Raw genomic sequence first — 25,696 nt, forward strand, 5'->3', positions numbered from 1 at the left:
GCCTAAAAAAGAGCAAGCCAGCTATAACTCCAATTAATAGAATAGTTCTTTCTGACATTACAAATGTTTGCCAACGTATTCGTGTATGATTTGTGCGACCTATAATCCGCAGGATTTAAGGTTGTATCAAATCAGATGATTAAATATAAGATTTTAAATTGAAGTTATGAGTTTAGCATTTATTATACACGTTGTTATACGCTGTTGCGAAACAGCAGAGTAATCACGTACTGCCTCGAGGACGCTAGAAGTAGGCGAGTATGAGTAATCACGTCCAGCCGCAATGAGCTCACGTTTAGCCATTTGAGTAAGCACATTTAGCCGTAAAGCTATTCACGTAAAGTGAGTATGAGTAATCACATAAAGAGAGTTTGAGTAAGAAATAGCAATTGCTTATAACGTGTTCGTGTATGGCTTGTTGCGGAAAATCAGTATGATTTTCCGATTAAGGAAACAAGATAGCAAATTGCGCAAGAATTTCCGAGTAGTAAATTCAGAAGCAATGAGCTATACACGTTGTTGTAAAACGTATTATCGCCAAGGAAGATTTACTTCAATTGGTAATACATCTGGATGTCTTTCACCAACCAAAGGCTTATGTCTATCTGATAGATATTTTTCAATTCCTCTCATCTGATTTTCTTGAGTCGCAGCCCAAACAATTTTTAGATTTGGATATTTTGTAATTTCTTTATTTAAGCGATGTTCTACAATTCTCTCCTTAATATTCCCACTACCAATGTATATTGTGTTTTTTCCTGACCATATTATGTAAACACCCATTGGATTTCCAAAATAAGGATGTTCGATATTTAATGTTAGAAAGCTACACCAAACATCACCTTTACATTTTCTCCATCTTAAATTCGTCATTAGTTATTATTTTTTTGTTTGATGATTATATTTTTTTCATTTATTAATATTGGATTTTCGATTATAGTTTCTTTATCCAATGGTTTTGAGTCTTTAGAATCCCAAAACTTTTTTATTGCTAAAACTTTGACAGAATCAATTTCTTCTGTTTCAATTTGAGTGACAAAAATAAATTCTTTTTCACCAATCAAATTATATCCAACTTTGTCAATTACAGTTTTATCGACATAAGGTATAGCCACATCATATTTATTTTTGTTACTGATTATAAAATCAGTATTGAAAGTAATGTAAGTTGTAAATATTATTATTAGTACTATCAATATATGTGCAGTTAGTTTAAAATCCTCTCCAAGCTTTTCTGAAATACTATCTAAATTAGAACTAATTAAAACTAGTATTAAATAGAAAACTAATAGAGCTGGCACCCATTCTTCAAGATTCTGAATTAATAAAACTATAAATCCCGCCGACGTATAAACAATATCCAAGCTTATATGAAATACAGGTTTCCAATTAAAATTTTCAGGATTAGGTGTATTCTCATCAGGAATTTGATATTTTTTTCTAACTCGAAAAAAATTAATTACCAATACCATTAAATATAGGAATAGGTAATATGTAGTTATTGGATTCATATTTCAATATGTTTTACAACGTGTTCGTGTATGGTTTAGTTGCGTTGGCTAGAACTAAGTTAGCAAAAGAAAACGAACCAAAGGAAAATCCGTAGGATTTTCCAAGTATGCAAAGACCAGGCAATTAATTATACGCGGTGTTACCACACGTTTTTTATATTCTATTCCCTTAAAACATAACTAAAATTAACGTTATTGAAATTCCGATAATAGAAGCTATAATATTCATATTAATTAATTTCGATTTTTTAATTCCATAAACGAGATTACTTATTTTATTTTTATTCATTAGTATGATAATCAGAAGTATGAGTAAAAATCCGATAACATTTAGAATAATCAGAGTATTGTCTGTCAAGTCAATTTTAGTTGCAGGAAACGCCAAATTTGTAATCAAAAAGTAGAAATAGGATTGAATTAATATCCAACCAATTTTTTTGTTAGTAGAAATTCCGACTATTGGAAATAATAAGATTAATGAAGGTCTCAAATAATAATTGCTTGTTGCAATGTAAAAGTATTCTTCAAATTGATTCGCGGTATAATCAATAACAGCATTAAAATGTTCAATTATATTGGAAATTCCAGAAATCAATGAATAGATAAATAAGCATAAAATCGATAGCTTAATTATTAAAATCAGATAATTTTCTCTTATATGTTCTGCGGTTATTCTCAAATGTGTGGTAACGTGTTCGTGTATGGTTTGTGCGGATTGAGCCGAAGCTATTTTTAGCTTTGGATGAGCCATTTATGGCGAAAAATCCGCTGGAGGAAAATAGCGAGGCTTGACTTGCTAGTTTTCCGAATAGTTAAATATACAAATTGTAAGAGAATTTCCTCGTCTTAATCAACAAAGCATGAATTATACACGTTGTTAGCCATAGTATTTTTAATTTCCGAATGGACCTTTGTCGTTCATAAACGGACTTTCAAAAATTATCCAGTTAGTAGTTTTTAATGATTTTCCATCAATATTCATTGGTGTGAATCTAACTTTATATTTTCCTTTATTTTTATAAGTAAATGCTCCAGAACACATTCCGTGGCCAACATTTAATTTATCATCCCATTCCGTAATATAGAAGACGTTTTTACTGTTAGTACTTAAGTCAACAACTTCAGTTTTAAACCAAATTTCAGAATCCAATTTATTTTTGATATTGAAAATTGCATTTGCAGAAGTTCCGCAGCCATAATGTACAACTGCTGTATTTTCAAATTCAACTTTCAAATTGGGATTTATAGCTTTGATTGCTTTTTTTTCTGTCGTTTTCCAATATACTTTTTCTCTTTTCTCCTTATCTCTATTGTAAACTAACATTTTTTTAGTTTCACTTTCAGTTTGGTCAGAGTACTTTAAATAATAGGTCGTATTTGGCTTTAAATCTTCTGTTGGACAAAAAATAGCTTGTGTTAAATGCATTTGTCCTGTTAAAATTTCTTGAAGATTTAGTTCAATTAATTCTCCATTTTCATTTTCTAAATAAACCGTTCTATTTTTAAAACTATTTATTGTTTTTTGACTATTGTAATAGCCTTGAATAATGAATATTGAACTAATACTAATTTCTTTTTGTTCAGGAAAGAAATACATTCCACTACTTGAACAATCTGCAAATGCTAATTTTGATCCAAAGGTTAGTATTAAAAGTAGTACGATTTTTTTCATAATATTTGTTTAATAGTAATTATCAAATATCGTTCCGCAGATATTATGGCTAACGTGTTCGTGTATGGTTTGTGCGGATTGAGCCGAAGCTATTTTTAGCTTTGGATGAGCCGTTTACGGCGAAAAATCCGCTGGAGGAAAATAGCGAGGCTTGACTTGCCAATTTTCCGATAAAAATCATTTGTTTGTTTAAAGTTAAGAATTTTAATTGAAGTTGATGCGATAGCATTAACTATACACGTTGTTGTGTAACGTTTTATAACTCTTAATTCCAATACTGCTTTGTTCTAAGTAGTTTTTGCATTATGTGATAAAAGCTGTAATAGGTTTTTCCTTTTTTTAATTCGATTTCTATATTTTCTCCATTTTGTAAGCCAATATTCCATTTAGTCAATTCAAACTTAGCTAACATTTTATCAAAATTCTCACGAACAAGTTTTTGTTCAGAACTATTCGTTTTTAAATATTCTATTTGAGCTAAGTCGATTTTCCTTTCCGATATAATTATATGATTTTGAGTAATTATAATTGGAGAAATTTTCTCTGAATTATAGATTAATTCGGCTTTATCAGTTTCTAACTTTTGAGTTATAAAATTTACATTTAATTTTTCATTTTCAGTTAGTTGTGAGTAAAGTTTGGCATTTAAAAGAGGGAAATTATATTCCTTAGATTTTTCTTTTAATATGTTCGTTAAATTGGTTCTCAAAGTTTTATCAAAATGTTTCACAACGGATTTGTGTATGATTTCGTTGCGTTTTCAAGTACTAAAGTTAGCAAATAAATCACAGATAGAAAGTCCGCGAGGACTTTCGTAAGTAGGCTATCACTAGCAATGAATTATACACGTTGTTGTGCTTTCGTTATTTTTTTCTGTCAGCATCAAACCATTCAGATGAATTCCAACTTGGACTTATTCCACCCAGTTTTGGGAAATTCAAATCAGGATTGTTTGATTGTACAAGTCCGATTAATTTTTGTCCAGTTACAAGCCAAATTCGAGATTCATCCGCAATATTGTCAAGAATTCCTTCTGCAAATTTTCCATCTTCTTCCACAAAGTTGTCAAAATTCCTAAAAACTAATATTAACCCTTTATATTTTTTGTTATATAAATCTCCCAGACAATCATTAAATGCGTCTAAATTCTCTCCATAATAATCTGGAAAATTCAGAGCGATTTTTAATTTTTGATGAGCGTTTTTACGATTCCAATTCCGACAATTCATTTCTATAATCTTAAAATTGTTATTGCTAAACCAAATTATGTCTTCGTCCAAAATTCCGTTTTTGAAGTATTTACATATTGGTCCGTCTTTCAGAATTTCAATATCTCGTTCTATTTTATCTTCTTTTATTTCCATTGTTCGTATTCAATCTATGCGTTCTGGATAATGAAGCACAACTCGTTATATAGAGATAAATATACTCGTTTTTTGGGTCTATGTTCCCACAAACAGGAATTTTTATTCCGCATTACAGTTTCAATTAAAATATATTTTTTAATCAAAATCCAACAGCGGTATCATCACCTCTATAATCAGCACCACCCTCTAAACGACCATCTTCTAATACTAAAATAGCTTCAACACGTGCAGTAATAGGTGCAGAAGCTTCATTGATATCATAGCCTTTGGTTTCCAATTGTTGTTTCAATTCTTCAGAGAACAGATCGACTTCCATGCGTATACGATCTGGTAACCACTGGTGATGCAGTCGTGGTGCATCAACAGCTTCCTGCATCGTCATATCAAATTCAACCACATTTAAAATGGTCTGTAGAACTGAAGTGATAATTGTAGAACCTCCAGGTGTGCCTAATACCATAAAAAGTTCACCATCCTTTTCTAAAATAGTAGGTGTCATGGCACTAAGCATACGCTTTTCTGATGCAATACTATTGGCCTCACCACCAATAAGCCCATATACATTGGGTACACCAGGTTTGCTACTAAAATCATCCATTTCATTGTTTAAGAAAAACCCTAAATCGTCTACATAGAGTTTAGAACCATAACCGCTATTTAATGTTGTAGTGACCGAAACAGCATTTCCAAAAGGGTCAACAATTGAATAGTGCGTTGTTTCCTCACTTTCATAACCCAAGATATCACCATAGGAAATAGAACTTGAAGGTGTAGGTCGGTCAAACGAAAAGTCTGCCATACGTGCTTTTAAGTAAGCATCACTTAGCAGCGTATCTGTTGGGATGTCTACAAAGTCTGGATCACCTAAAAAGTAGCTTCGATCTGCATAAGCTCTGCGTTCGGCTTCAACCATTACCTGAATACTTTTTAACGAATTATGACCATAAGTGCGTAAATCATATGGTGCAATCATTTTCATAATTTGGGCCAGACACAAACCACCACTAGAAGGTGGTGACATGGAGATCACATTGTAATCTTTGTATTTAAAAGTTATTGGGTCACGCCACTTAGCCTCATAGCGTTCCAGATCCTCTAAGGTCATGATGCTGCCTTTGTCTTGCAAAAAACTTATAAGCTGCCTTGCAGTTTCGCCTTTATAAAACTCATCTTTCCCGTTCATTACAATACGCTTTAAGGTAGCTGCCAAAGCCATGTTCTTTAATGTGTCGTTTGGACGTACATTTTTATTAAACAGTATGGTCTTTCCATTTACAGCAGTTATAATGCTATCGTAATGTACTAATTTTTTATGTTGCTTTTCGGTTACAGTAAATCCCCTTTGTGCCAACTCGATCACTGGTTGCATCAACTCTTTAACAGGCAAGCTTCCAAACTTTTCATGTGCAGCAAAGATACCAGCAATTGTGCCTGGTACACCAACAGCATGCACACCAACAGTACTCATTCCTTTGATAACATTACCTGCTTCATCTAAATACATGGTTTTATTGGCAGCTAGAGGTGCTTTTTCCCTATAATCTAAAGCGCCAGTTTCACCATCTGCCAATCGATATACCATAAAACCACCACCTCCTAAATTTCCAGCATAAGGATAAACGACCGCCAAAGCCATTTCTGTAGCAAACATGGCATCAAAGGCGTTCCCACCTTGTTCTAATATAGCACTACCAATTTGTGAGGCTTCTTTACGTGCAGTCACCACCATAGCGTTTTCAGTAATTAACCCAGTTTTTTGTTGTAGTTTTGATGCAGCTGTATGGTCTTTGCACGACCAATACATCAAGAATAAGAAGATATAAAAATATATAGGTTTCATTGGTTATATAAGTTGATGAGTTCTTTTCGCTTAGCTAAAGAAAAAGTTTCAAGTTCTTTAAAGAAAGCGGTGAACTCGTTTTCAAATTCGGTGTAAAATGTTCTTAATTCATTGGTGGCTAGATGCATTCCAGACTTGAGTTTCGTACGTCTATTCATACCATTAAGTACCCGTTGTATGCCTTCAATTTCAGCATAACTCAATAACCAATTATCGGCAATCATATATGGCATAAGTTTTTGAATACGCGATGGTAAAATTTCAAAATGCGTTTCTAAACTGTCATAGAAACGCTCTACATAATCTGCTAAAGGTTCGCTTGAATAATCAGCCCAGTTCTTAGCTAAAAAATGATCGTATAAAATATCTACTATTACACCACTATAATGACCATAATTCTTATGTAACCGTTTAGTACTTTGTCTTACAATTGGATGTGCATCTGTATAGGTGTCGATCTCACGGTGTAATAAAACACCTATTTGAATAGCGTTTGTATAGCTTTTATAGCGTTTACCTCTAATGCCATCAGCTATAAAATTGCCAACGGTGATGAGATCATTGTCACCAGAAAGGTAAATATGTGCTAAGAAATTCATTGGTGTAATTTACGAATTGTGTGTTAAGTTTTACGGTTTTGAAATAGTATATTTGCTGAAAATATAAACACCTATGACACTAATAAAATCTATTTCAGGAATTCGAGGAACCATCGGAGGCGCAGTAGGAGAGAACTTAACACCAATTGATGCTGTTAAATTTGCTTCGGCTTATGGTACATGGATCAAGCAACAACGCACAAAAGAGAACTATAGAGTCGTTGTAGGTCGTGACGCTAGAATTTCGGGAGAAATGATTCAAAATTTGGTAATGAATACCTTAGTAGGTTTAGGAATTCATGTGATCGATCTAGGTTTATCTACCACACCAACAGTTGAAGTTGCTGTGCCAATGGAACATGCTGATGGAGGTATTATTCTAACGGCAAGCCATAATCCGAAACAATGGAACGCATTAAAATTATTAGATGCAAAAGGTGAATTTTTAAATGCTGAAGAAGGTGCGAAAATTTTAAAGATTGCTGAATCTGATCATATGCTGTTTGCAGATGTGGACAGTTTAGGAAAGATAACAATTAATCAAGCCTATATCGACTTGCATATTGACGAAGTATTAAACTTGCCGTTAGTGAACAAAAAGGCAATTGAAGCTGCTAATTTTAAGGTGGTGGTTGATGGTGTCAATTCAACAGGAGGAATAGCTATTCCTTTGCTTCTAGAACGCTTGGGTGTGCACCCTGTTAAGCTTTTCTGTGAGCCTAACGGACATTTTCCTCACAACCCAGAGCCTTTGAAAGAACATTTGACCGATTTATCTAAAACCGTTGTAAAAGCGCATGCAGATTTTGGAATCGTAGTCGATCCAGATGTTGACCGCTTAGCATTTATGGATGAAAAAGGCGATATGTTTGGAGAAGAATATACATTAGTTGCTTGTGCAGATTATGTATTGAGTAAAACTAAAGGCAATACAGTAAGTAATATGAGTTCAACACGAGCCTTGCGAGATGTTACTGAAAAACATGGAGGTACTTACGAAGCTAGTGCAGTAGGCGAAGTGAACGTTGTGGCACTCATGAAAAAGAATAACGCAGTCATTGGTGGCGAAGGTAATGGTGGAATTATATATCCAGAACTTCACTACGGACGAGATGCTTTAGTTGGCGTGGCTCTTTTTTTAAGTCTTTTAGCTGAAAAGAAAGTGAGTGTTAGTGATTTAAGAGCGTCGTATCCTAACTACTTCATGAGTAAGAAGAAAATTCAACTAACACCAAATCTCGATGTTGATGAGATTTTAAGCACAATGGAACGTAATTATGCTCACGAGAATTTAGCAACCATTGATGGTGTGAAAATTGATTTTCCTGATTCTTGGGTGCATTTAAGAAAGAGTAATACCGAACCTATAATTCGTATCTATACTGAAGCACCTACACAAGAAGCAGCAAATGCTTTAGCAGATAAAATTATTGCAGAAATTAAAGTAATTGCTAATATCTAATTTATGAGATTCACTCTTTTATTTCTACTTAGTAGTGCTATTGGTTTTTCACAAACAACATTTATTCCAGATGATAATTTTGAACAAGCCATTATCAATCTTGGATTAGATTCTGGTCCTTTAGATGATTATGTGCCTACAGATATGATAAATACAATAAGCTATTTGAATATAAGCAGCTTAAATATTTCAGATCTAACAGGTATAGAAGATTTTACAGCTCTTGATCACTTAGATTGTTATATCAATGATTTGCAAACTATAGATGTAAGTAATAATCATCAATTGCGAATTATACGATGCTATCAAAATGATTTGACAACACTTACACTAGGTTCTAATACTACGCTAGAGCAGGTATGGGCTTATGACAATTTCTTAACATCAATCGATGTGAGTAACCTTCCAAACCTAGATCGTTTGAGTCTTATAAATAATAACCTAACTAGTTTAAATGTGACCAATAACCTTCAGTTAAGGCTTTTGTGGTGTTACGATAACGAGCTTTCAGATCTAGATGTTAGTCAAAATAGTCAGTTAGAACTTTTATGGTGTTCTGGTAATAATTTAACCAGTTTAAATGTATCTAATAATTTAAATTTGAACACCTTATTGTGCTTCCAGAATGATATTACAACTCTAGATTTAGTGAACAATTCTGCTTTAGTCTATTTAAGCACTTATTCAAATGAATTAACTTATCTGAATGTGAAAAACGGTAACAATACCAACGTGACTAATTTTGATGCCAACAATAATCCAAACTTAAATTGTATTGAAGTTGACGATCCTGTATATAGTGAGATGAATTGGACCAACATTGACTCTGGTGTTAGCTTTAACGGCGATTGTGATAATTTAAGTGTTGACGAATTTCTAGCAAATACCATTGCTATATTTCCTAATCCTGCATCTCATACAATTACCATTCAAAATGTAAAAGGACAAGATTTTTATTTTGAACTTTTTGATGCTCTAGGAAAATCACTCAAAAAAAGCAAGGCTACAATATTAGATGTTTCTAGTCTCAATTCGGGAGTTTATTATTTGAATATCTATTTAAATAATGGTATATTAACAAAGAAAGTCATTAAGACTTAAGGTTTTAAAACAATTGTATGAATGATGTAAGTATAGGCATGACCAAACCAACTGAACTTGAACAGTATTTTCAAAAGTTTAGGCAGCATATCATTGGTATTGACCAAGAATTTGACTCTCCATTTGGCAAGCAGAAAATTATTTATACAGATTGGACGGCATCTGGACGCTTGTATAGACCTATAGAGGAAAAATTATGTAATGAGTTTGGTCCTTTTGTAGCCAATACACATACCGAAACTACAGTATCTGGTACAGCAATGACCAAGGCCTATCATGAAGCTAAGCACATCATCAAACAACATGTAAACTGTAATGAAGATGATGTACTTATCGTTTCTGGAAATGGAATGACAGGTGTGGTGAATAAATTCCAAAGAATTCTTGGGTTAAAAGTTCCAGAGAATTTAAGAAAGTTTACAGATATTCCTGATGAAATAAGGCCAGTAGTATTTATTTCTCATATGGAGCATCACTCCAACCAAACATCATGGTTAGAGACTATTGCTAGAGTAGAGGTGATACCACCTGATGGGGAAGGTTTATTTAGTTTAAAAAACCTAGAACGACTACTTGAAAAATATAAAGATTGCACATTAAAAATTGCTTCTGTTGTAGGAGGCTCTAATGTAACAGGAATTCAAACGCCTTACCATGATATTGCAGAACTGATGCATAAACATGGTGGAGTTTGCTTTGTTGATTTTGCGTGTTCGGCACCTTATGTTACTATCAATATGCATCCTGAAAATGAAAACCAAGCTTTGGATGCTATTTTCTTTTCACCACATAAATTTTTAGGAGGTCCTGGAACTTCTGGTGTATTGGTATTCAATAAATCATTATATAAGAATATGATTCCTGATTGTCCAGGAGGAGGTACAGTAAGTTGGACGAATCCTTGGGGAGAACATAAATACATCGACAATATTGAAGATCGTGAAGATGGTGGAACTCCTGGGTTTTTACAGACGATAAAAACAGCACTAGCAATCAAATTGAAAGAGCAAATGGGAGTTGCTAATATTTTGAAGCGTGAACATGAGATCAATGCCATTGTTTTTGAGAAACTTTCAAATATTAAGAATATCAATATATTAGCTGGTCAGCATCAAGATCGTTTAGGTGTTATTTCGTTTTATATTGATGAGCTGCATTACAATCTAGGGGTTAAATTATTGAATGATAGATTTGGCATTCAAACTCGTGGAGGTTGTAGCTGTGCAGGAACATATGGTCATTTTTTATTACATGTAGATCAACAGACCAGCAGAGAGCTTACAAGTGAAATTTCTATTGGTGATCTCGTTAGAAAACCGGGATGGATTCGCATGTCAATTCACCCAACAATTACTAATGAAGAAATCATATATGTTTGCGATTGTATTATAGAGCTTTCAAAGCAACATAAAGAATGGGCAAAAGAGTATAATTATGAGCCTAAGAATAATGAGTTTATTCATCGCTCGACGAGCAATAGTATATCTTCTGAGGACACGATGATTAATTCTTGGTTTGAGTTGTAACTATTTGAATTCTTCAGGCACTCTATTTCTATGTTTCCATCGTTTATGTGTCCATAAATAATATTCTGGCGCTTCATAGATTTGCTTTTCAACTAGTTTTAAGAATTTATCTGTAATTTCATAGTCTTTATATTCATTTGGGGTGGTAGTGATTGTTTCAAATGTTGTTTCGTAATAACCACGTTTTAACCTTTTAACTCTAAAGAAAACTACTGCCATATTTAAACGCTTGGCTAACATTTCTGCTCCTGTATGTGCTGGAACTTTAATGTTCATAAATTCGGTCCAATGAAATGCTTTGCTTCGTCTAGGTGATTGGTCAGATACGAAGCCGTTAATAGTTAATTCGCCTTTTTTCTTAGCTTCTAAAAGTTTTGGGATCGTTTCTTTAGTAGTGATTAGGTAGCTATTATATTTAGCTCTTATGCGTTTAACTAATCGGTCAAAATATTTATTTTCTAAACGTTTATAAACAGCATATCCTTTTGATTTGACATAGGTTTGTAATATGAATATCCATTCCCAACTACCGTAATGGGCACACATTAACACAATACTTTGATTAGAGTTTTCAATTTTATGGATCTCTTCAATATTTGAAAATGTAAAATGTTTTCTCATTTCTGCCTCTGTGATCGTTAACGATTTTATAGCCTCAACTATCATGTCACATAAGTGATGATAAAACTTTCGGGTAATAGCATTAATTTCTTCCTTTGATTTTTCTGGAAAAACAAGTCTTAAATTTTCTTGAACTACTTTTTTACGATAACCAAATGTTTGGTAGATAAAAAAATACAGACCATCTGAAAAAGCATACAATAGTCTAAATGGTAATAGCGATACCAACCATAAAAACGGATAAATTAAAATGTAAACTAGAAATTGCATTAATAAATCTTAGATTTGCAAGAGCAAATATATGTATAATAAAACGTTTATAGTTTATGGGTCGTTTAACTTTAGTGACTATTTTAATTATTGTAGCAAATGTACTTATATCCTTGAAAGGCTTCAAAGATTATGGATTTTTTGAACGTTACAAGTTCAATGTAGGAAGCATTAGAAGAGGAGAACAATTTAGAATGTTTAGTTCAGGTTTTTTGCATATTGATACCACACATTTGCTTTTTAATATGATCACATTGTTCTTCTTTGCAGATAGAGTTATTTATAACGTAGGTGAACTAAATTTTATTATCATTTACATTGGAAGTCTGGCAATAGGCAGTTTAATGTCACTTTATTTTCATAAAGATGAATATCAATATAGTGCAGTTGGAGCTAGTGGAGCTGTTATGGGAGTAATATATTCTGCAATATTATTTGACCCTTGGATGCAAATTAATTTTTTTATTCCTGGTTTTGTATTTGGCATTGGGTATTTGTTATATTCTATTTATGGAATGAAAAAACGCATAGGCAATATTGGACATGATGCACATTTTGGAGGAGCTGTAGGTGGTTATCTACTTACGTTAATTATAGATCCTTCACTATTTCAAAATAGTTTATTGATGGTTGGTATATTAGCAATACCAATCATTGTTTTATTCTTCATGCATAAAACTGGAAAAATATAGGTTGATTATAAATTAAGTAACTCTTCAATTTTAAGCGCAAGAGCTTTCCCTTTAAGGTTCTTTGCTACAATTTTACCCTCTTGATCTAAAATAATCGTAGTAGGAATCGATTTTATATTATAGTCGTTTACAATTGGATCATTATAGTAGCTTAGACTTGACACGTGGTTCCAATTTAACCCGTCTTCTTTAATGGCGTTTATCCAATCCGATTTTGGGTTTTTTTGATTCCGATTTCCGTCTAATGAAACACCGATAATTTCTAAGCCTTTATCGTGATATTTATTATAAATTTTTACTGTTTTTGGGTTTTCTATCCTACATGGTTTACTCCAAGATGCCCAAAAATCTATAATGGTAACTCTACCTTTTACATCACTTAACTTGAGCGTTCTACCTCTAGGTGTCAATCCTGAGAAATCTGGAGCAATTTTACCAATATTAGTAGCGATAATCTTATCATACTGCTTTTTTATCTCAGGCATTCTTTTAGATACCTTTTTTCCTAATGTGGTTTGTTTAAGATCACTTTGTATGTAATCAAATGATGTAACCATGTGCTCATGATTAATATCACCTCTTCGTAGCATTTGGTCTAAAAGAAGTATTGAAAATGGATTTTTTGGATTGTCTTTTATAAATTGATGAGGATGGTACGCGATCTGTTCTTTAAATTGAATTATCTGTTCAGTCATACCAGCGACAATCTTTTTATTGATAAGATGGTCTCTATAAAGTTTACTAGTCGTTTCAAGCGTATCGTTTAAAGCTTTTAATTCAGAGTAATAATTAGTTATGGCATTATTAAAATCTGTTCCAAGAACTTTTGAATGTTTGATTTCCCCTTTATCAAGCTCAATAGATAATGCTGCATTTTCAATTACTAATGATAAAGGAAAGTCAATACTATTTACATACAAGTACCAAATTTCGGGTGAGTCTACTTTGCCATCAAAAACAAATGCTTCATTCATTATAATAGCAGTATCTCTATTAACTAAACGCCCTTTTTCATCTAAACTTTTCAAGTATGTTCTTGTACCATTATACATACCAAGTGCATTACCAATAATTGTATAGCCTTCTTTTTTGACGAGTACATCAGCTGTACTATTCTCTTTTTTACAAGAAACTAAGCAGATACATATAAAGAGGTAAATAACCTGAATTTTCATTGCTTAAAAAATGTTTAATTCAATAACTCTGCAACTTTGTTTTCAAGCGCAGGACCTCTTAAATTTTTTGCTACAATTGTACCATTTTCATCCAACAAAAATGTAGCAGGAATGGATTGTACATTATATGCTCTAGCAACAGGGTCGTTAAAATAACTTAAGTTTGATACATGATTCCAAGTAAGTTTATCGTCTTCTATAGCTTTAAGCCAAGCATTTTTAGGATCTTTTTGAGTTCGACTGCCATCTAATGAGATGCTAATGATCTCTAAACCTTTATCATGGTATTTATTGTAAACTTTAACCACGTTTGGATTCTCTCTTCTACAAGGCTTACACCACGATGCCCAAAAATCTACAAGGGTTAATTTACCTTTTACATCATTTAGTGATAATGTTTTTCCATCGGGTGTTGGAGCTGAAAATGTAGGAGCTAATTTGCCAATTTCTGTGGCAGCAACTGCATCTTGCTTTGTTTTAGCAACCTTAATTTGTGTGTTTACAATTTGTGCCTTAGCAGAGTTCTTTAAGCCTTCATCTAAACTATTAAAAGCTTTAAGAACTTCATCAAAATTTGCTTTATTATTTCTCGTCATCCCTTCAATCAATATAAGCGAGTATACATTATCCTTATTTTTCTCGATAAATTCAAATGGATATGCACCCATTTTAGCTGTGAGATCTGCAATTTTAGTATTAAGAGGATTAGAGCTAGCTTCAACGCCTTGCATGGTTTGTAGATTTAGTTGTTTGTTTAAATCTTGGAGTTCTTTGCTCATCGATTTAAATTCTTTCTCAAATTCAACTAATGCTTTGTTACCATCACTACCTCCTACTGTTGAGTTTCTTATATTGTCTGCATTAACATCAATGTTAATTTCACCATCTTCTAAAACAAATGGAAAGAGACCATTTACACTGTTAATGGTAAGGAACGAGATCTGTGGATTTGTGACTTTACCTTCAAAAACAAACTTCTCATTCATAACGATAGCTGTATCAATAGCTACTTGTCTACCACGCTCATCTGTAGAATTCAAATAAGCTCTAATGCCATTGTATACGCCAGGTGCATTTCCGGTTACATAATAGCCATCTCTTTGAACTTTTTCTTTTTGCTCAGTTTTACATGCTGTAAATAATAGGCATAAAACTAATATAGTCGTAATCTTCTTCATGATTTTATTATTTAGTTGAGCTACAAATATAGTAAGTTATGTAAAAAACCATCCATTCATTTTTATTAATAAAAACTTAAAGAACTTTAATAAAACATACTTTAAATCCAAAATTGCAATATTTTTGTAAAAAACAATTATCAATGACTCATCAAGATACAATTGTAGCGTTAGCAACAGCTTCTGGAAGTGGAGCTATTGCCATCATAAGGCTTTCTGGTAACGATGCGATTTCTGTGGTAGATGATCATTTTAAGTCGGTTACAACTAATAAATTACTAAAAGATCAGTTTACACATACCATTCACCTAGGTCATATTGTTGACGATGAACGTGTGATAGATGAAATATTAGTTTCTATATTTAAAAATCCAAATTCTTATACTGGTGAAGATGTTGTAGAGATTTCGTGTCATGGTAGCTTATACATTCAGCAAGAGATCATTCAGTTGTTTTTGCGTAAAGGGTGTAGAATGGCTAATGCGGGAGAGTTTACTTTACGTGCTTTTTTAAACGGAAAATTAGATTTGTCTCAAGCTGAGGCTGTAGCTGATTTGATTGCAAGTGATAATGAAGCATCGCATCAGGTCGCTATGCAGCAAATGCGAGGTGGATTTTCTTCTGAAATAGCCAAATTACGCGAAGAACTTCTCAATTTTGCATCATTAATTGAATTGGAATTGGATTTTGCTGAAGAAGATGTTGAGTTTGCTGATCGTTCTCAGTTTAAAGCTTTAGTCGATAGAATTACTTTTGTATTAAAACGTTTGATCGATTCGTTTGCTGTTGGTAATGTGATTAAAAATGGGATTCCTGTTGCTATTGTTGGCGAACCTAATGTTGGGAAGTCTACATTGTTAAATGCGTTACTTAATGAGGAGCGTGCTATAGTTTCAGAAATTGCAGGTACAACACGAGATACGATTGAAGATGAAATTTCAATTGGAGGCGTAGGTTTCCGCTTTATTGATACTGCTGGTATTAGAGAAACTGAAGATGTAGTTGAGTCGATTGGAATTAAAAAAACCTTTGAAAAAATTGATCAAGCTCAGGTGGTAATTTATCTGTTTGATAGTTCTCAGAAAACTTCAGATTTAAAAACCATTCAAGTTGAAATCGAAAAAATAAAAAATAAGTATCCACAAAAGCCATTACTTATCATAGCAAATAAAATAGATCAGTTGAGTGATAGTGCATTAGCAGTACTTCAAAATAAAATAGAAGGTATTCAATTACTTTCTGCAAAAACTGGTTTTGGTGTAGAACAGCTTACTAATTCGCTTCTCAATTTAATCAATACAGGAGCTCTTCGAAATAACGAAACCATTGTGACCAATACGCGTCATTATGATGCACTATTAAAAGCGTTTGAAGAGATTCAAAAAGTTAAATACGGATTAGACTCAGGACTTTCGGGAGATTTATTAGCTATAGATATTAGGCAAGCATTGTATCATTTTGGCGAGATTACTGGCGAGATTACTAATGATGATCTGTTAGGCAATATTTTTGCTAATTTCTGTATCGGAAAGTAACTAACGCAAACTATGCATCCATATATAAGTAAATTAAAACAAATTTATATCTTATATTTTCAGTTTCGTATAGTTTAATTATTTTATTGAATTGGGATTTTAATAATTGTTTTTACACCTAAATTATTTTCTTTATTTACCATGCTAAACTCAAAGTGTTCGCCATAAAGAGTTTCAAGGCGCTCATTAATGTTTTTAAGTCCTAAACCTGTTTTAAATAAATCATTTAACCCATTGTTTAATGATTTACCACTATTATCTATAATAATAATTAGCATATTATTCACTGTTGAAATTTTGAGGCATATTTCTATATCTGTTATTTGTAGAGAATAACCATGCTTTACCGAATTTTCAATAATAGGTTGTAAAAGTAATGCAGGTACTAAAATGCCATAACAGTCTACATTAATATCTTTTTTAAAACTTATATGATCCTCAAACCTAACAGATATAATATCGATATACTTTTCTAGCATTTCTAATTCTTGGCTTAAAGGAATAAGATTCGCATCTTTAAGATCTAAGATATCTCTAAATAAGTCACCAAAATTTGTAATCATATCTTGAGATTTTTCTTTATCTATATCTACAAGAGATGATATACTATTCAAAGTGTTAAAAACAAAGTGAGGGTTTAACTGGGCTTTTAGCATATTTAATTTAGAGTTGACAAGCTGTGTTTCCAATTTGGACTTTTGAACTTCAACTATTCTTATTTTTTTTAGATAATAATATATGTACATTATGCCTAGCATGGAAAAATAAATCATCACGTTTTCCCCTAGGTACCTCATATACTCACTTTTAAAATAAGGCAAAAATTCTTTAAAATTGCGATTAGATGTAATAGCTATTATCGAAATAGAAGTAAAAAACACAAACACCTGAATAACTAAAGATAGTATAAGGTGTACAACAATTATTAGTTTTGAGTTCCAGTTTCTTTCAAACATTAATTTTGTAATGTAACTCACAAATATCATAAAGATCAATACTGCAAACCACTTTAATATATAATTGTAGTAGATGTAAGTTAGAAACGGGATTCCAATATTATCTAATTGCCCTAGTGATTTCCAGTACATCTGTACTAAAATCAATAATATTGTAATTATAGTATAAAATCTTGCGAGATACTTAATGAGTTTAATATCAATATATTTTTTTGACATATTTATATTCCCAACAACTTTTGAACATTTTTCTTATAGCTTTTACTGACTCTATAAAGTGACCCATCACTCATTTTGACATCTATCTCTGCATAATCGGAATAAATAAGCTTATCCACAAAATGAATATTTATAATTGTAGACCTATGAATTCGTACTAAAAAATCATTAGTTTGTTCTTCCATAATTTTATTCAAAGAAGAGCGAATCACATAATTTTTATTGATACTGTATATTTCTATATAGCTTCCAGATGCTTTTATATAGGTAATATCTTGGTAATTGACAAAAATAATCTCATTACCGCTTTTTACAGCAAGACGTTTTTTGTAAGATTTATATAACGACTGTGAATAACGATTTTCTAAATGATTTAGTAAGTCATCTAATTTTGATGTTTCCCATTCATTATTAAGACTATTATGAAATGAAACCACTCTATCAACCGTAACATTAAATCGCTTTTTATTGAATGGTTTTAGTAAATAATCAAAAGCAAAAAACTCAAAAGCTTTAATGGCATAATCTTTATAGGCAGTGACGAAAATAACTAAGGGTTTGTGATTAACTTGCTTTAAAACATCAAAACCTGTCATATCTTTCATTTCAATATCCAAGAATATTAACTCAGGTTTTATAGTGTTAATATCTAATATGGCTTGATTACCAGTTTTACATTCTGCCAAGATCTTTAACTCATTTCTTTTTTCAATTAAATCAAATAAACGCCTCCTAGCTAGGTTTTCATCATCTATAATTAAGCAATTTAAAGGCATCTTAAACTAATTTTAATATCCACAATATGGTATAAATTTAATGAATACAGATAAACTCTTTCCGCAAAACCAAATAAAATAAAACGATTAATAAATATTCCGAAGCATATTAAAAGTAATTCAACTCTAAAAATTATGTGTTCAAAACATTTACATTAAAGGAGATTTGAGCTTTTTTTAACTCAAAACAAAAAGCTAGTATCCTAAACCATAATACTATTAGTTCAAAACATTTGTTCCAAATCATCTATATAACTACCTAACTTTAAAAGAAAAAGCAATTCAATTTAATATTAAAATACTCTGGTTATCAGCACATATTATAGATAACATAAGATGTATTTTAATTTGATGACAAATCAAATTAATTTAGATATAATGAAAAAGAAAATATCTGTTAAACTAGCGGTTTTAGCTCTTTTTATTATTTGTATTGTAGCAATTAAAAATAATACAATTTTTAATAAAGAAAAATCTACTGACTTTCATAATGAAAAAAAATCAGGAGCAGAAAAAAGTCTAGACCTATGGGCTTTCGAAAGAACCTATCCAAATCAGAGTATTTCGATAGAAAAGTATAAAAATGCTTTTGAAGAAAAACGATTTCAAAGTTTTCGTAGATCATCATTAATCGAAGGCGAATGGGAAAGTTTAGGTCCAGAGAATATTGGTGGTAGAACATTAAGCCTAGCGTTTCACCCAACTAACCAAGATATTATATATGCAGGTACAGCTAGTGGAGGCTTGTGGAAAACAGAAACACAAGGAATTGGTCAAAATGCCTGGAATTATGTACCTACTGGGTTTCCAGTTTTAGGTGTTTCAGCTGTTGCTATTGATCAAACCAATCCAAACATTCTTTTTATAGGCACAGGAGAGAATTATGGATCGAGTCTAGCTGAACCAGGAACATTAAACAGATTAACTAGAGGGACTTATGGCATAGGAGTATTGAAATCAATCGATGGAGGTTCCAGTTGGTCTAATACCCTTCAGTTTGACAATTCAGATTTAAAAGGTGTCCAAGATATTGAAATCAGTAATCAAAATTCCTTATTAATTTTTGCTGCTACAACCGATGGCGTGTATAGAAGTATTGATGGAGGTGATAATTGGTCATTGGTATTCAATCAACCCAATTGTTTTGATATAGAAATAGATTTTACTAATGATAACATTATCTATGTTACTCAAGGCGCTTTTAATTCAAACTTAAATCCATCTCTCTCAGGAATATTTAAATCCACAAATGGAGGTAATTCATTTACTGAGCTAATAGATAGTGGTTTAATACCTGCATGGTCTGGCAATGCTAAACTAGCTATAGACCCATCAAATTCTAATACCTTATATGCATCAGTACAAGTTGGTTTTTTTAATACTCAACCTACAACTCCTGGTGGCATTTTTAAATCAACCAACGGAGGTGTAAATTGGTCGTACATCAATAACCAAAATATTGCTCAATTTCAAGGATGGTATTCTCATGATATTGCTATCAATCCACTGAACTCAAATGAAATTATATATACTGGGATAAATACATGGAAATCAACGAATGCTGGAATAAATTTCATTCAAAAATCTGATTGGACAACTGAAACATTTGGAGAAATTACAGTTACACAGCCAGAAGGTGGGCCTACTTACGTGCATGCAGACATACATGCTGTTTATTATCATCCTCTTGTTCCCAATAAAATATTCTATGCAACTGATGGTGGTGTCTTCTCTTCAAGTGATGCGGGAGAGACATTTGTAACTCACAATGGAGGATTACAAACCACTCAATTTTACCCTAATATGGCAAGTTCACCAACAAACCCTAATTTTTGTATAGGTGGTGCACAAGATAATTCAACATGGGTTTACAAAGGCAGTCCTTCTTGGTTTAAGGTCATTGGTGGAGATGGTATGTCTGCATCTGTCAATCAAGATGATGACCAAATTGTATATGGCTCACTGCAAGGTATTGGAGGTCTTGCTAAGTCTACTGATGGAGGTGATAATTGGATTAGTATAGCACCAACACTTATTGCTAACGATTATTCAGCGTTTTTAGCACCTTATGAATTAGCACCAACAAATTACGATATGATTTATGCTGGAACAAGAATATTATATAAGTCATTGAATGGTGGTCAAAGTTGGAGTCCAACAAGAACCCAACCAATCGACGGAACGAATGTAGTTTCAAAAATCGCAATTTCTAATATCAATCCAGATATTCTTTATGTAGCAATGTCAACAGTACCATTAGCTGGGCTGCCTAGCATACCACCTAAGATTTTAAAATCTGTTGATGGTGGTGTGACGTTTACAAATATTTCAAGTGGTTTACCAAATAGAATATGTAAAGATATCGAAATTGACCCTTCTAATGATGATGTTTTATATGCAACTTTTTCTGGGTTTGGAACTGACCATGTCTATAAATCTACTAACGCAGGAGATAGTTGGATATCTATACAAAATGGATTACCAGACTTACCGACAAACACCATATTAGTAGATCCATTGAACTCAGATGATATTTATGTAGGAAATGATTTAGGGGTTTACTATTCTGAAAATGGAGGAACCTCTTGGGAGGATTTTAGTGATGCACTTCCTGATGCTACTATGGTAATGGATTTAAATTTATCACCTTCAAATAGGAAAATTAGAATTGCAACTCATGGTCACGGAATTTGGCAGAGAGATGTTGTTAATGATGCACTTTCGGTTGAATCGTTTTCTACTAAAGACAATGTTATTAACATATATCCTAATCCGATGACATCCAATGGAATAATTGAGATTAAAGTAAAACAGGCATTAAGTACAGTTAATATTGAAGTTTATAATTTGCTAGGGCAATTAGTAAGTTCCATCTACAATGGAAATCTCAATCAAGGTGTTAACACTTTTAACTTGGATGTGAAAACGCTATCATCTGGAACTTATCTCATAAAGATGTCATCAAATAACATTGAAAAAACAAAAAGATTAATTGTAAAATAAAGGCTATGAGAGAAAAATTACAAACGAAAGCTATTATATTATTATTCGGTTTACTCTTTATGAATACAGGAGTATTTGCTCAAAAAGATAGAAGCTTAACTTCTGTTCCCATAAGTGATTGTGGTACTGAAGAAATTAGAAATGTAATGGGTTTAGAGAGACTAGCCAATTGTTCTCAAAATTTTGCTTGTGATGATGCGTCTATTAGAGACAGCTACACTTATGTCGGCTCACAACCTATGAAAATAATTAAAACCAAAGCTAGAATTGTTAGAGATGATAATGGACTTAATGCTGCAATATCAGATCATGCAGTAGCTATGGAATATCATCATCTTAATAAAGACTTTGCTGAATACGGCATTCAATTTACATATTTTATAGAGTATATTGATGATACCGATATGCTTGAAATTGCAAATGGAAATGAATTAGGAACACTTTTTTTTACTTATGCTACGGAAACGGATCAATACTGTAATGTTTTCTTTACAGATTATTTAATAAACGTATCTGCGGCATGGTTTCCTTGGCAAACCGTTAGTGGCCAGCCAATCGGGCAGCTCGGTGTGCTTATAAGTACGCTAGCTCAAGCCTATCCTTGGAACATGAGGTCAACGTTTACTCATGAAATAGGTCACTTATTAGGATTGGAACATACTTTTCGTGGCTCGCAAGAAGTTCCAAGTTGTTTTGATAATTGTGCAGAGAATATGAATTCTATAGGTGACGATGTAGGTGATTGGTGTTCAGATACACCACCACAAGATCGTACTACAAGTCCAGGATTTAACGCTACTAATGACTGTAATGGTATCCCTTTTGGTTCTATACCGCATACTAACTATATGAGTTACTCTGATAACAAGTTAGTATTTACACCACAACAGGTGGCAAGGATGCATTGTTATATAGAATCGCATCCCTTAAGAAATGTTTGGTTAGATACTACGAATCCCCAGATACCATATGTTAACTCGGACAATTTTGGCTATGAATTTACAGAGGAAGAAAATATCAATCCAAATGATTGGGTAGATATAAGTGCTACTGGAACAGAAATCACAGGTTTATTAGACGACAATGTTGTTGGACCTTTTGATATTGGATTTAATGGTAAATTTTATGATCAAAATTTTGGTCAAATATATATTGGCTCTAATGGATATGTTTCGCTTTCCTCGACGACTAATATAATTCCAAATTCAGGTGCATCAGGTCTAATTTTAGGTAATATTCCTTGGCAAAACTCAAATAACGATTTCTTTGCCCCCTTTTTAACTGACCTTAATTTTACTGGAACAGGTAACATTGGTAAAATTTATTATTGGTCTAATAATATTGATACGTTTATAGTTACCTATGAAAATGTTCCATTTTACACACCTTTAACTGGGTTTACAGGAAGCAATACTTTTCAAATGATTTATACTAAGAATGCCTCTAATCCTGATGGTCTAATTAGATATCAATATCTAGATATGGAAGGATACTACCCCAGCCAAATGCATTTTAGACCTAATCCAATATTAATTGGTATTGAGAATGCTGATGGTACTGACGGATTAGAGATAGATAATTATAGAATCCCTCAAAATAATAGTAGAGTAACTATAGGTAGAAATCTACTTAATATTGAAGATATATCGTCAGTTAAGAATTCTATTTCTGTTTTCCCCAATCCAACAAAGGACAATATAACAGTTAATTTTGGTACGAGCTATAGCTCTGTTGAGATTCAGTTGTTCAACACAATTGGTCAACAAATCAAGACAATTAAGAAGCAAAATATTCAATCTCTGAATATTCCTATGGAAGTTTCTAATGGAATTTATTTTTTAAAGGCTATAGTGAACAACGATGTAGTAGATACAATTAAAATAATTAAAAACTAATACAGAAATGATGAAATGCTTAAAGTTAATACTGATATTACTATTCATTTCGATGAATAGTAATGCACAGGAAGATATTACTGTTAATACCTTAACATCACCTTTTACAGGAAGTGGTGGTTTATCTCTAGATAATGAAGGGAATTTGTACATTGGTGATTTTGGTGACTTTCTTTCAGGAGGAGATGTTGATGGTCAACCTAATAGTGTCTGGAAACTAGATACAGAATTAAATTTAACAGTTTACTCGCAAGGTTTTATAGGAGCTTCTGGAAATGCTTTCGATAGTAACGGAGTTTTATACCAATCCGATATTGGAGCTGGTGCTATTTATAAGGTTATAAATGGTATTAGAACATTTGTAACTAACACGGGTATTTCTGGTCCTGTAGGTATAATATTTGATAGCAACGATAATTTTTATGTGTGTAATTGCGGTAATAATACAATTAGAAAAGTAACACCTTCTGGTGTGTCAACACTTTTCGCTTCAGGAAATGCCTCGATATTTAATTGTCCAAATGGAATTACTATCGACGAGAACGATAATCTTTATGTTGTGAATTTTTCAAATCCTAACATAATAAAAATAACACCAAATGGAGCAACGTCAATAATCGGTAGTACTGGAGCTGGGAATGGCCATTTGGACTATGATCCAGTTTCAAACAGATTATATATAGCGAGTTTTGCAGGGCATCGAATCTTCTCACTAAGTTTAGAAGATGAATTTCCGCAACCAACAGCAGAATTACTAGCTGGTAGTGGAGTTTTGGGAAATACAGATGGTGATGCTACAACGTCTCGTTTTATGTATCCCAACGGAGTAGCAGTAACCCAAACAGGTGATTCTATTTACATCAATAGCTCTACTAATCCTAATATTAGTACTCTAAACCCACAACTCATTCGTCTAATAAAAGGCGTACAATCTGGGAGTCTGTCAGTTGAGTCTGTGAATCCGTTATCAAACTTAAATGGTTATCCTAATCCAGTCACAGATAAATTTTTAATAGAATCAGATTTAGCTGTCAGTTCAGAAAACCTCAATCTTAAATTATTTGACTTAAACGGAAAGGTGGTAAAAGAGATTAAAAACATAAAAACTAATGATGGGAAGCTTAAAATTGTAATCGATCTCGCAAGTTTAGCTGCAGGAAACTATTTGTACACCATATATAACAATTCAAATATCGTAAATCAAGGGAAGCTCATAAAAAAATAATTAGAAATAATGAAATCAAAAATCAATTTACAAAATCAAAAAATTTGGTTCCTAATAGTTGGGTTACTCTTGCTAGGTGTGCCAAAACTACTGAGCAACAGTATAAATATAAATAGTGAAATTACGGACTTCAGTACGGGTCTTGGATCTGTATTTGTTTTAGCGAGTCTTTACTTTCTCTATAAACTCAGAAATAGAACTACTAATGACTAAACAGATTATGAAGTTTAAATTAATAATGGTTTTTAGTTTATTTCTTTTTTGCTCATCAGTAAGTTCTCAGTCAAATTATTATGATTCAGACGACAATAAGCTAAGTGTAAAACAATTTGACAGTTTAAAGATTGAATATGGAAAAACACTTAAAATCAGAAAAAGTGTTATTAATGGGGTAGAAAAAACTATAGTTTTTCTGCCAACCAAGAATATTAATAAACCCAAAATACAAATTGAAAAGAAAAATGTATATCAATTTTTTGATGAAGAAGGTAAAGAACTATCTAAGCAAAAGTTTAAAGCGTTAGTAGATAGTGGTAAAAAGTATACCTATCAACTTGTAAATTCAAAGGAGGTTGATTCTTTTAAATTATCTATTAATAATTCTGTTGATGATTCTTTTGAAAAAGATAAAGAAATTTTAAAGACGAAATATTTAAACAAAACAATACCTAAAACAGATTTTTACGATCTCAAAGGCAATCTAATTAATGTTAATAATAAGATTGTAGTACTTAACTTCTGGTTTGTGAATTGCAGACCGTGTATTAAAGAAATGCCACAGCTAAATAATTTAGTGGAAAAATATAAAGACAAAGATGTAGTTTTTATAGCGCCAGCTCTTGATAAAAAAGTAAAGTTAGTTGAATTTTTAAATAACACTTCTTTTAAATATTCAATAGTGCCTTCCATGGGTGATTATATAAGGCAAACGCTTGAAATACAAAGCTTCCCAGCGAATATGGTATTAGATAAAAACGGTAAGGTTAAGTTCATTGAATTTGGATTCAGTGAAACAATTGAAGAAGACTTGTCAAATCATATTGATAGGTTACTATAATGTTAAATAAGTATTA

General features: G+C 32.3%; 22 protein-coding genes. 9 read left to right on the top strand and 13 right to left on the bottom strand.

The window, feature by feature from the left end; genetic code table 11:
* Nucleotides 1-531: 531 nt before the first annotated feature.
* From Q0876_RS10950 to Q0876_RS10985, 8 genes are all read right to left on the bottom strand, one after another.
* On the bottom strand, nucleotides 532-873 hold the full coding sequence (locus tag Q0876_RS10950) for a hypothetical protein (RefSeq protein ID WP_299227709.1): 342 nt from the start codon (nucleotides 871-873) through the stop codon (nucleotides 532-534).
* The gene (locus Q0876_RS10955; RefSeq protein ID WP_299227712.1) at nucleotides 873-1,511 is read right to left on the bottom strand and encodes a hypothetical protein; all 639 of its coding nucleotides are present in this window, start codon (nucleotides 1,509-1,511) and stop codon (nucleotides 873-875) included. The genes Q0876_RS10950 and Q0876_RS10955 overlap by 1 nt, the downstream gene beginning before the upstream one ends.
* A 169-nt stretch (nucleotides 1,512-1,680) precedes the next feature.
* Nucleotides 1,681-2,262: a hypothetical protein gene (locus Q0876_RS10960; RefSeq protein WP_299227715.1), complete on the bottom strand. Its 582-nt coding sequence runs from the start codon at nucleotides 2,260-2,262 to the stop codon at nucleotides 1,681-1,683.
* 141 nt (nucleotides 2,263-2,403) lie between these two features.
* A complete protein-coding gene (locus Q0876_RS10965; RefSeq protein ID WP_299227718.1) occupies nucleotides 2,404-3,183 on the bottom strand; it encodes a hypothetical protein in 780 nt (259 codons plus the stop codon).
* Nucleotides 3,184-3,448: 265 nt separating this feature from the next.
* Nucleotides 3,449-3,892, bottom strand: a complete 444-nt coding sequence (locus tag Q0876_RS10970; RefSeq protein ID WP_299227721.1) for a hypothetical protein — start codon at nucleotides 3,890-3,892, stop codon at nucleotides 3,449-3,451.
* Between the two features lie 154 nt (nucleotides 3,893-4,046).
* Nucleotides 4,047-4,547 (bottom strand): barstar family protein, encoded by a 501-nt coding sequence (locus tag Q0876_RS10975; protein ID WP_299227724.1) that lies wholly within the window; start codon nucleotides 4,545-4,547, stop codon nucleotides 4,047-4,049.
* Between the two features lie 142 nt (nucleotides 4,548-4,689).
* The gene (gene ggt / locus Q0876_RS10980) at nucleotides 4,690-6,390 is read right to left on the bottom strand and encodes a gamma-glutamyltransferase (protein ID WP_299227727.1); all 1,701 of its coding nucleotides are present in this window, start codon (nucleotides 6,388-6,390) and stop codon (nucleotides 4,690-4,692) included.
* Nucleotides 6,387-6,989 (bottom strand): acyl carrier protein phosphodiesterase, encoded by a 603-nt coding sequence (locus Q0876_RS10985; protein ID WP_299227730.1) that lies wholly within the window; start codon nucleotides 6,987-6,989, stop codon nucleotides 6,387-6,389. Before Q0876_RS10985 ends, ggt begins: the two co-directional genes overlap by 4 nt.
* Before the next feature lie 73 nt (nucleotides 6,990-7,062).
* On the opposite strand from Q0876_RS10985, the gene glmM reads away from it, so the two are divergent.
* Genes glmM through Q0876_RS11000 form a run of 3 tightly spaced genes read left to right on the top strand, consistent with a single transcriptional unit; the run spans nucleotide 7,063 to nucleotide 11,078 of the window.
* Nucleotides 7,063-8,451 (top strand): phosphoglucosamine mutase, encoded by a 1,389-nt coding sequence (glmM, locus tag Q0876_RS10990; RefSeq protein ID WP_299227733.1) that lies wholly within the window; start codon nucleotides 7,063-7,065, stop codon nucleotides 8,449-8,451.
* Nucleotides 8,452-8,454: 3 nt separating this feature from the next.
* Nucleotides 8,455-9,552, top strand: coding sequence for a T9SS type A sorting domain-containing protein (locus tag Q0876_RS10995; RefSeq protein ID WP_299227736.1), 1,098 nt, complete (start codon nucleotides 8,455-8,457; stop codon nucleotides 9,550-9,552).
* A gap of 17 nt (nucleotides 9,553-9,569) precedes the next feature.
* Complete coding sequence (locus tag Q0876_RS11000; RefSeq protein WP_299227739.1) at nucleotides 9,570-11,078, top strand: aminotransferase class V-fold PLP-dependent enzyme; 1,509 nt, start codon at nucleotides 9,570-9,572, stop codon at nucleotides 11,076-11,078.
* Here the strand turns inward: Q0876_RS11000 and Q0876_RS11005 are convergent, their stop codons facing one another.
* A complete protein-coding gene (locus tag Q0876_RS11005; RefSeq protein ID WP_299227742.1) occupies nucleotides 11,079-11,969 on the bottom strand; it encodes a lysophospholipid acyltransferase family protein in 891 nt (296 codons plus the stop codon).
* Between the two features lie 56 nt (nucleotides 11,970-12,025).
* Between Q0876_RS11005 and Q0876_RS11010 the strand changes: the two genes are divergently transcribed.
* A complete protein-coding gene (locus Q0876_RS11010) occupies nucleotides 12,026-12,661 on the top strand; it encodes a rhomboid family intramembrane serine protease (RefSeq protein WP_299227744.1) in 636 nt (211 codons plus the stop codon).
* A gap of 5 nt (nucleotides 12,662-12,666) precedes the next feature.
* Here the strand turns inward: Q0876_RS11010 and Q0876_RS11015 are convergent, their stop codons facing one another.
* Entirely contained in the window at nucleotides 12,667-13,836 is a 1,170-nt protein-coding gene (locus Q0876_RS11015; RefSeq protein WP_299227747.1) for a TlpA disulfide reductase family protein, read from the bottom strand.
* A 14-nt stretch (nucleotides 13,837-13,850) separates the two neighbouring features.
* Nucleotides 13,851-15,014 (bottom strand): TlpA disulfide reductase family protein, encoded by a 1,164-nt coding sequence (locus Q0876_RS11020; protein WP_299227750.1) that lies wholly within the window; start codon nucleotides 15,012-15,014, stop codon nucleotides 13,851-13,853.
* 143 nt (nucleotides 15,015-15,157) lie between these two features.
* On the opposite strand from Q0876_RS11020, the gene mnmE reads away from it, so the two are divergent.
* Nucleotides 15,158-16,549 carry a tRNA uridine-5-carboxymethylaminomethyl(34) synthesis GTPase MnmE gene (gene mnmE, locus Q0876_RS11025; RefSeq protein WP_299227753.1) on the top strand — a complete coding sequence of 464 codons (1,392 nt, stop codon included), beginning with the start codon at nucleotides 15,158-15,160 and terminating at the stop codon, nucleotides 16,547-16,549.
* Nucleotides 16,550-16,632: 83 nt separating this feature from the next.
* Here the strand turns inward: mnmE and Q0876_RS11030 are convergent, their stop codons facing one another.
* Both Q0876_RS11030 and Q0876_RS11035 read right to left on the bottom strand, forming a co-directional pair.
* Nucleotides 16,633-17,724, bottom strand: a complete 1,092-nt coding sequence (locus Q0876_RS11030; protein ID WP_299227756.1) for a sensor histidine kinase — start codon at nucleotides 17,722-17,724, stop codon at nucleotides 16,633-16,635.
* 2 nt (nucleotides 17,725-17,726) lie between these two features.
* Nucleotides 17,727-18,500: a LytTR family DNA-binding domain-containing protein gene (locus Q0876_RS11035; RefSeq protein WP_299227759.1), complete on the bottom strand. Its 774-nt coding sequence runs from the start codon at nucleotides 18,498-18,500 to the stop codon at nucleotides 17,727-17,729.
* A 378-nt stretch (nucleotides 18,501-18,878) separates the two neighbouring features.
* On the opposite strand from Q0876_RS11035, the gene Q0876_RS11040 reads away from it, so the two are divergent.
* The 4 genes from Q0876_RS11040 (at nucleotide 18,879) to Q0876_RS11055 (ending at nucleotide 25,680) form a co-directional block, all read left to right on the top strand.
* A complete protein-coding gene (locus Q0876_RS11040) occupies nucleotides 18,879-21,503 on the top strand; it encodes a T9SS type A sorting domain-containing protein (protein ID WP_299227762.1) in 2,625 nt (874 codons plus the stop codon).
* A 5-nt stretch (nucleotides 21,504-21,508) separates the two neighbouring features.
* Nucleotides 21,509-23,398 (top strand): zinc-dependent metalloprotease, encoded by a 1,890-nt coding sequence (locus Q0876_RS11045; protein WP_299227765.1) that lies wholly within the window; start codon nucleotides 21,509-21,511, stop codon nucleotides 23,396-23,398.
* 7 nt (nucleotides 23,399-23,405) lie between these two features.
* Nucleotides 23,406-24,623, top strand: a complete 1,218-nt coding sequence (locus tag Q0876_RS11050; RefSeq protein WP_299227769.1) for a T9SS type A sorting domain-containing protein — start codon at nucleotides 23,406-23,408, stop codon at nucleotides 24,621-24,623.
* Between the two features lie 220 nt (nucleotides 24,624-24,843).
* The gene (locus Q0876_RS11055) at nucleotides 24,844-25,680 is read left to right on the top strand and encodes a TlpA disulfide reductase family protein (protein ID WP_299227772.1); all 837 of its coding nucleotides are present in this window, start codon (nucleotides 24,844-24,846) and stop codon (nucleotides 25,678-25,680) included.
* The last annotated feature ends 16 nt before the right edge of the window (nucleotides 25,681-25,696 follow it).

The sequence above is a fragment of the uncultured Psychroserpens sp. genome (assembly GCF_947503375.1).
In the GTDB taxonomy this organism is placed as follows: domain Bacteria; phylum Bacteroidota; class Bacteroidia; order Flavobacteriales; family Flavobacteriaceae; genus Psychroserpens.

What these genes read in the sequence shown, in the direction of transcription:
- Q0876_RS10950 (WP_299227709.1), bottom strand. Translation starts at nt 873, where the DNA reads ATGACGAATTTAAGATGGAGAAAATGTAAAGGTGATGTTTGGTGTAGC.
- Q0876_RS10955 (WP_299227712.1), bottom strand. Translation starts at nt 1,511, where the DNA reads ATGAATCCAATAACTACATATTACCTATTCCTATATTTAATGGTATTG.
- Q0876_RS10960 (WP_299227715.1), bottom strand. Translation starts at nt 2,262, where the DNA reads ATGGCTCATCCAAAGCTAAAAATAGCTTCGGCTCAATCCGCACAAACC.
- Q0876_RS10965 (WP_299227718.1), bottom strand. Translation starts at nt 3,183, where the DNA reads ATGAAAAAAATCGTACTACTTTTAATACTAACCTTTGGATCAAAATTA.
- Q0876_RS10975 (WP_299227724.1), bottom strand. Translation starts at nt 4,547, where the DNA reads ATGGAAATAAAAGAAGATAAAATAGAACGAGATATTGAAATTCTGAAA.
- ggt (WP_299227727.1), bottom strand. Translation starts at nt 6,390, where the DNA reads ATGAAACCTATATATTTTTATATCTTCTTATTCTTGATGTATTGGTCG.
- Q0876_RS10985 (WP_299227730.1), bottom strand. Translation starts at nt 6,989, where the DNA reads ATGAATTTCTTAGCACATATTTACCTTTCTGGTGACAATGATCTCATC.
- glmM (WP_299227733.1), top strand. Translation starts at nt 7,063, where the DNA reads ATGACACTAATAAAATCTATTTCAGGAATTCGAGGAACCATCGGAGGC.
- Q0876_RS10995 (WP_299227736.1), top strand. Translation starts at nt 8,455, where the DNA reads ATGAGATTCACTCTTTTATTTCTACTTAGTAGTGCTATTGGTTTTTCA.
- Q0876_RS11000 (WP_299227739.1), top strand. Translation starts at nt 9,570, where the DNA reads ATGAATGATGTAAGTATAGGCATGACCAAACCAACTGAACTTGAACAG.
- Q0876_RS11005 (WP_299227742.1), bottom strand. Translation starts at nt 11,969, where the DNA reads ATGCAATTTCTAGTTTACATTTTAATTTATCCGTTTTTATGGTTGGTA.
- Q0876_RS11010 (WP_299227744.1), top strand. Translation starts at nt 12,026, where the DNA reads ATGGGTCGTTTAACTTTAGTGACTATTTTAATTATTGTAGCAAATGTA.
- Q0876_RS11015 (WP_299227747.1), bottom strand. Translation starts at nt 13,836, where the DNA reads ATGAAAATTCAGGTTATTTACCTCTTTATATGTATCTGCTTAGTTTCT.
- Q0876_RS11020 (WP_299227750.1), bottom strand. Translation starts at nt 15,014, where the DNA reads ATGAAGAAGATTACGACTATATTAGTTTTATGCCTATTATTTACAGCA.
- mnmE (WP_299227753.1), top strand. Translation starts at nt 15,158, where the DNA reads ATGACTCATCAAGATACAATTGTAGCGTTAGCAACAGCTTCTGGAAGT.
- Q0876_RS11030 (WP_299227756.1), bottom strand. Translation starts at nt 17,724, where the DNA reads ATGTCAAAAAAATATATTGATATTAAACTCATTAAGTATCTCGCAAGA.
- Q0876_RS11035 (WP_299227759.1), bottom strand. Translation starts at nt 18,500, where the DNA reads ATGCCTTTAAATTGCTTAATTATAGATGATGAAAACCTAGCTAGGAGG.
- Q0876_RS11040 (WP_299227762.1), top strand. Translation starts at nt 18,879, where the DNA reads ATGAAAAAGAAAATATCTGTTAAACTAGCGGTTTTAGCTCTTTTTATT.
- Q0876_RS11045 (WP_299227765.1), top strand. Translation starts at nt 21,509, where the DNA reads ATGAGAGAAAAATTACAAACGAAAGCTATTATATTATTATTCGGTTTA.
- Q0876_RS11050 (WP_299227769.1), top strand. Translation starts at nt 23,406, where the DNA reads ATGATGAAATGCTTAAAGTTAATACTGATATTACTATTCATTTCGATG.
- Q0876_RS11055 (WP_299227772.1), top strand. Translation starts at nt 24,844, where the DNA reads ATGAAGTTTAAATTAATAATGGTTTTTAGTTTATTTCTTTTTTGCTCA.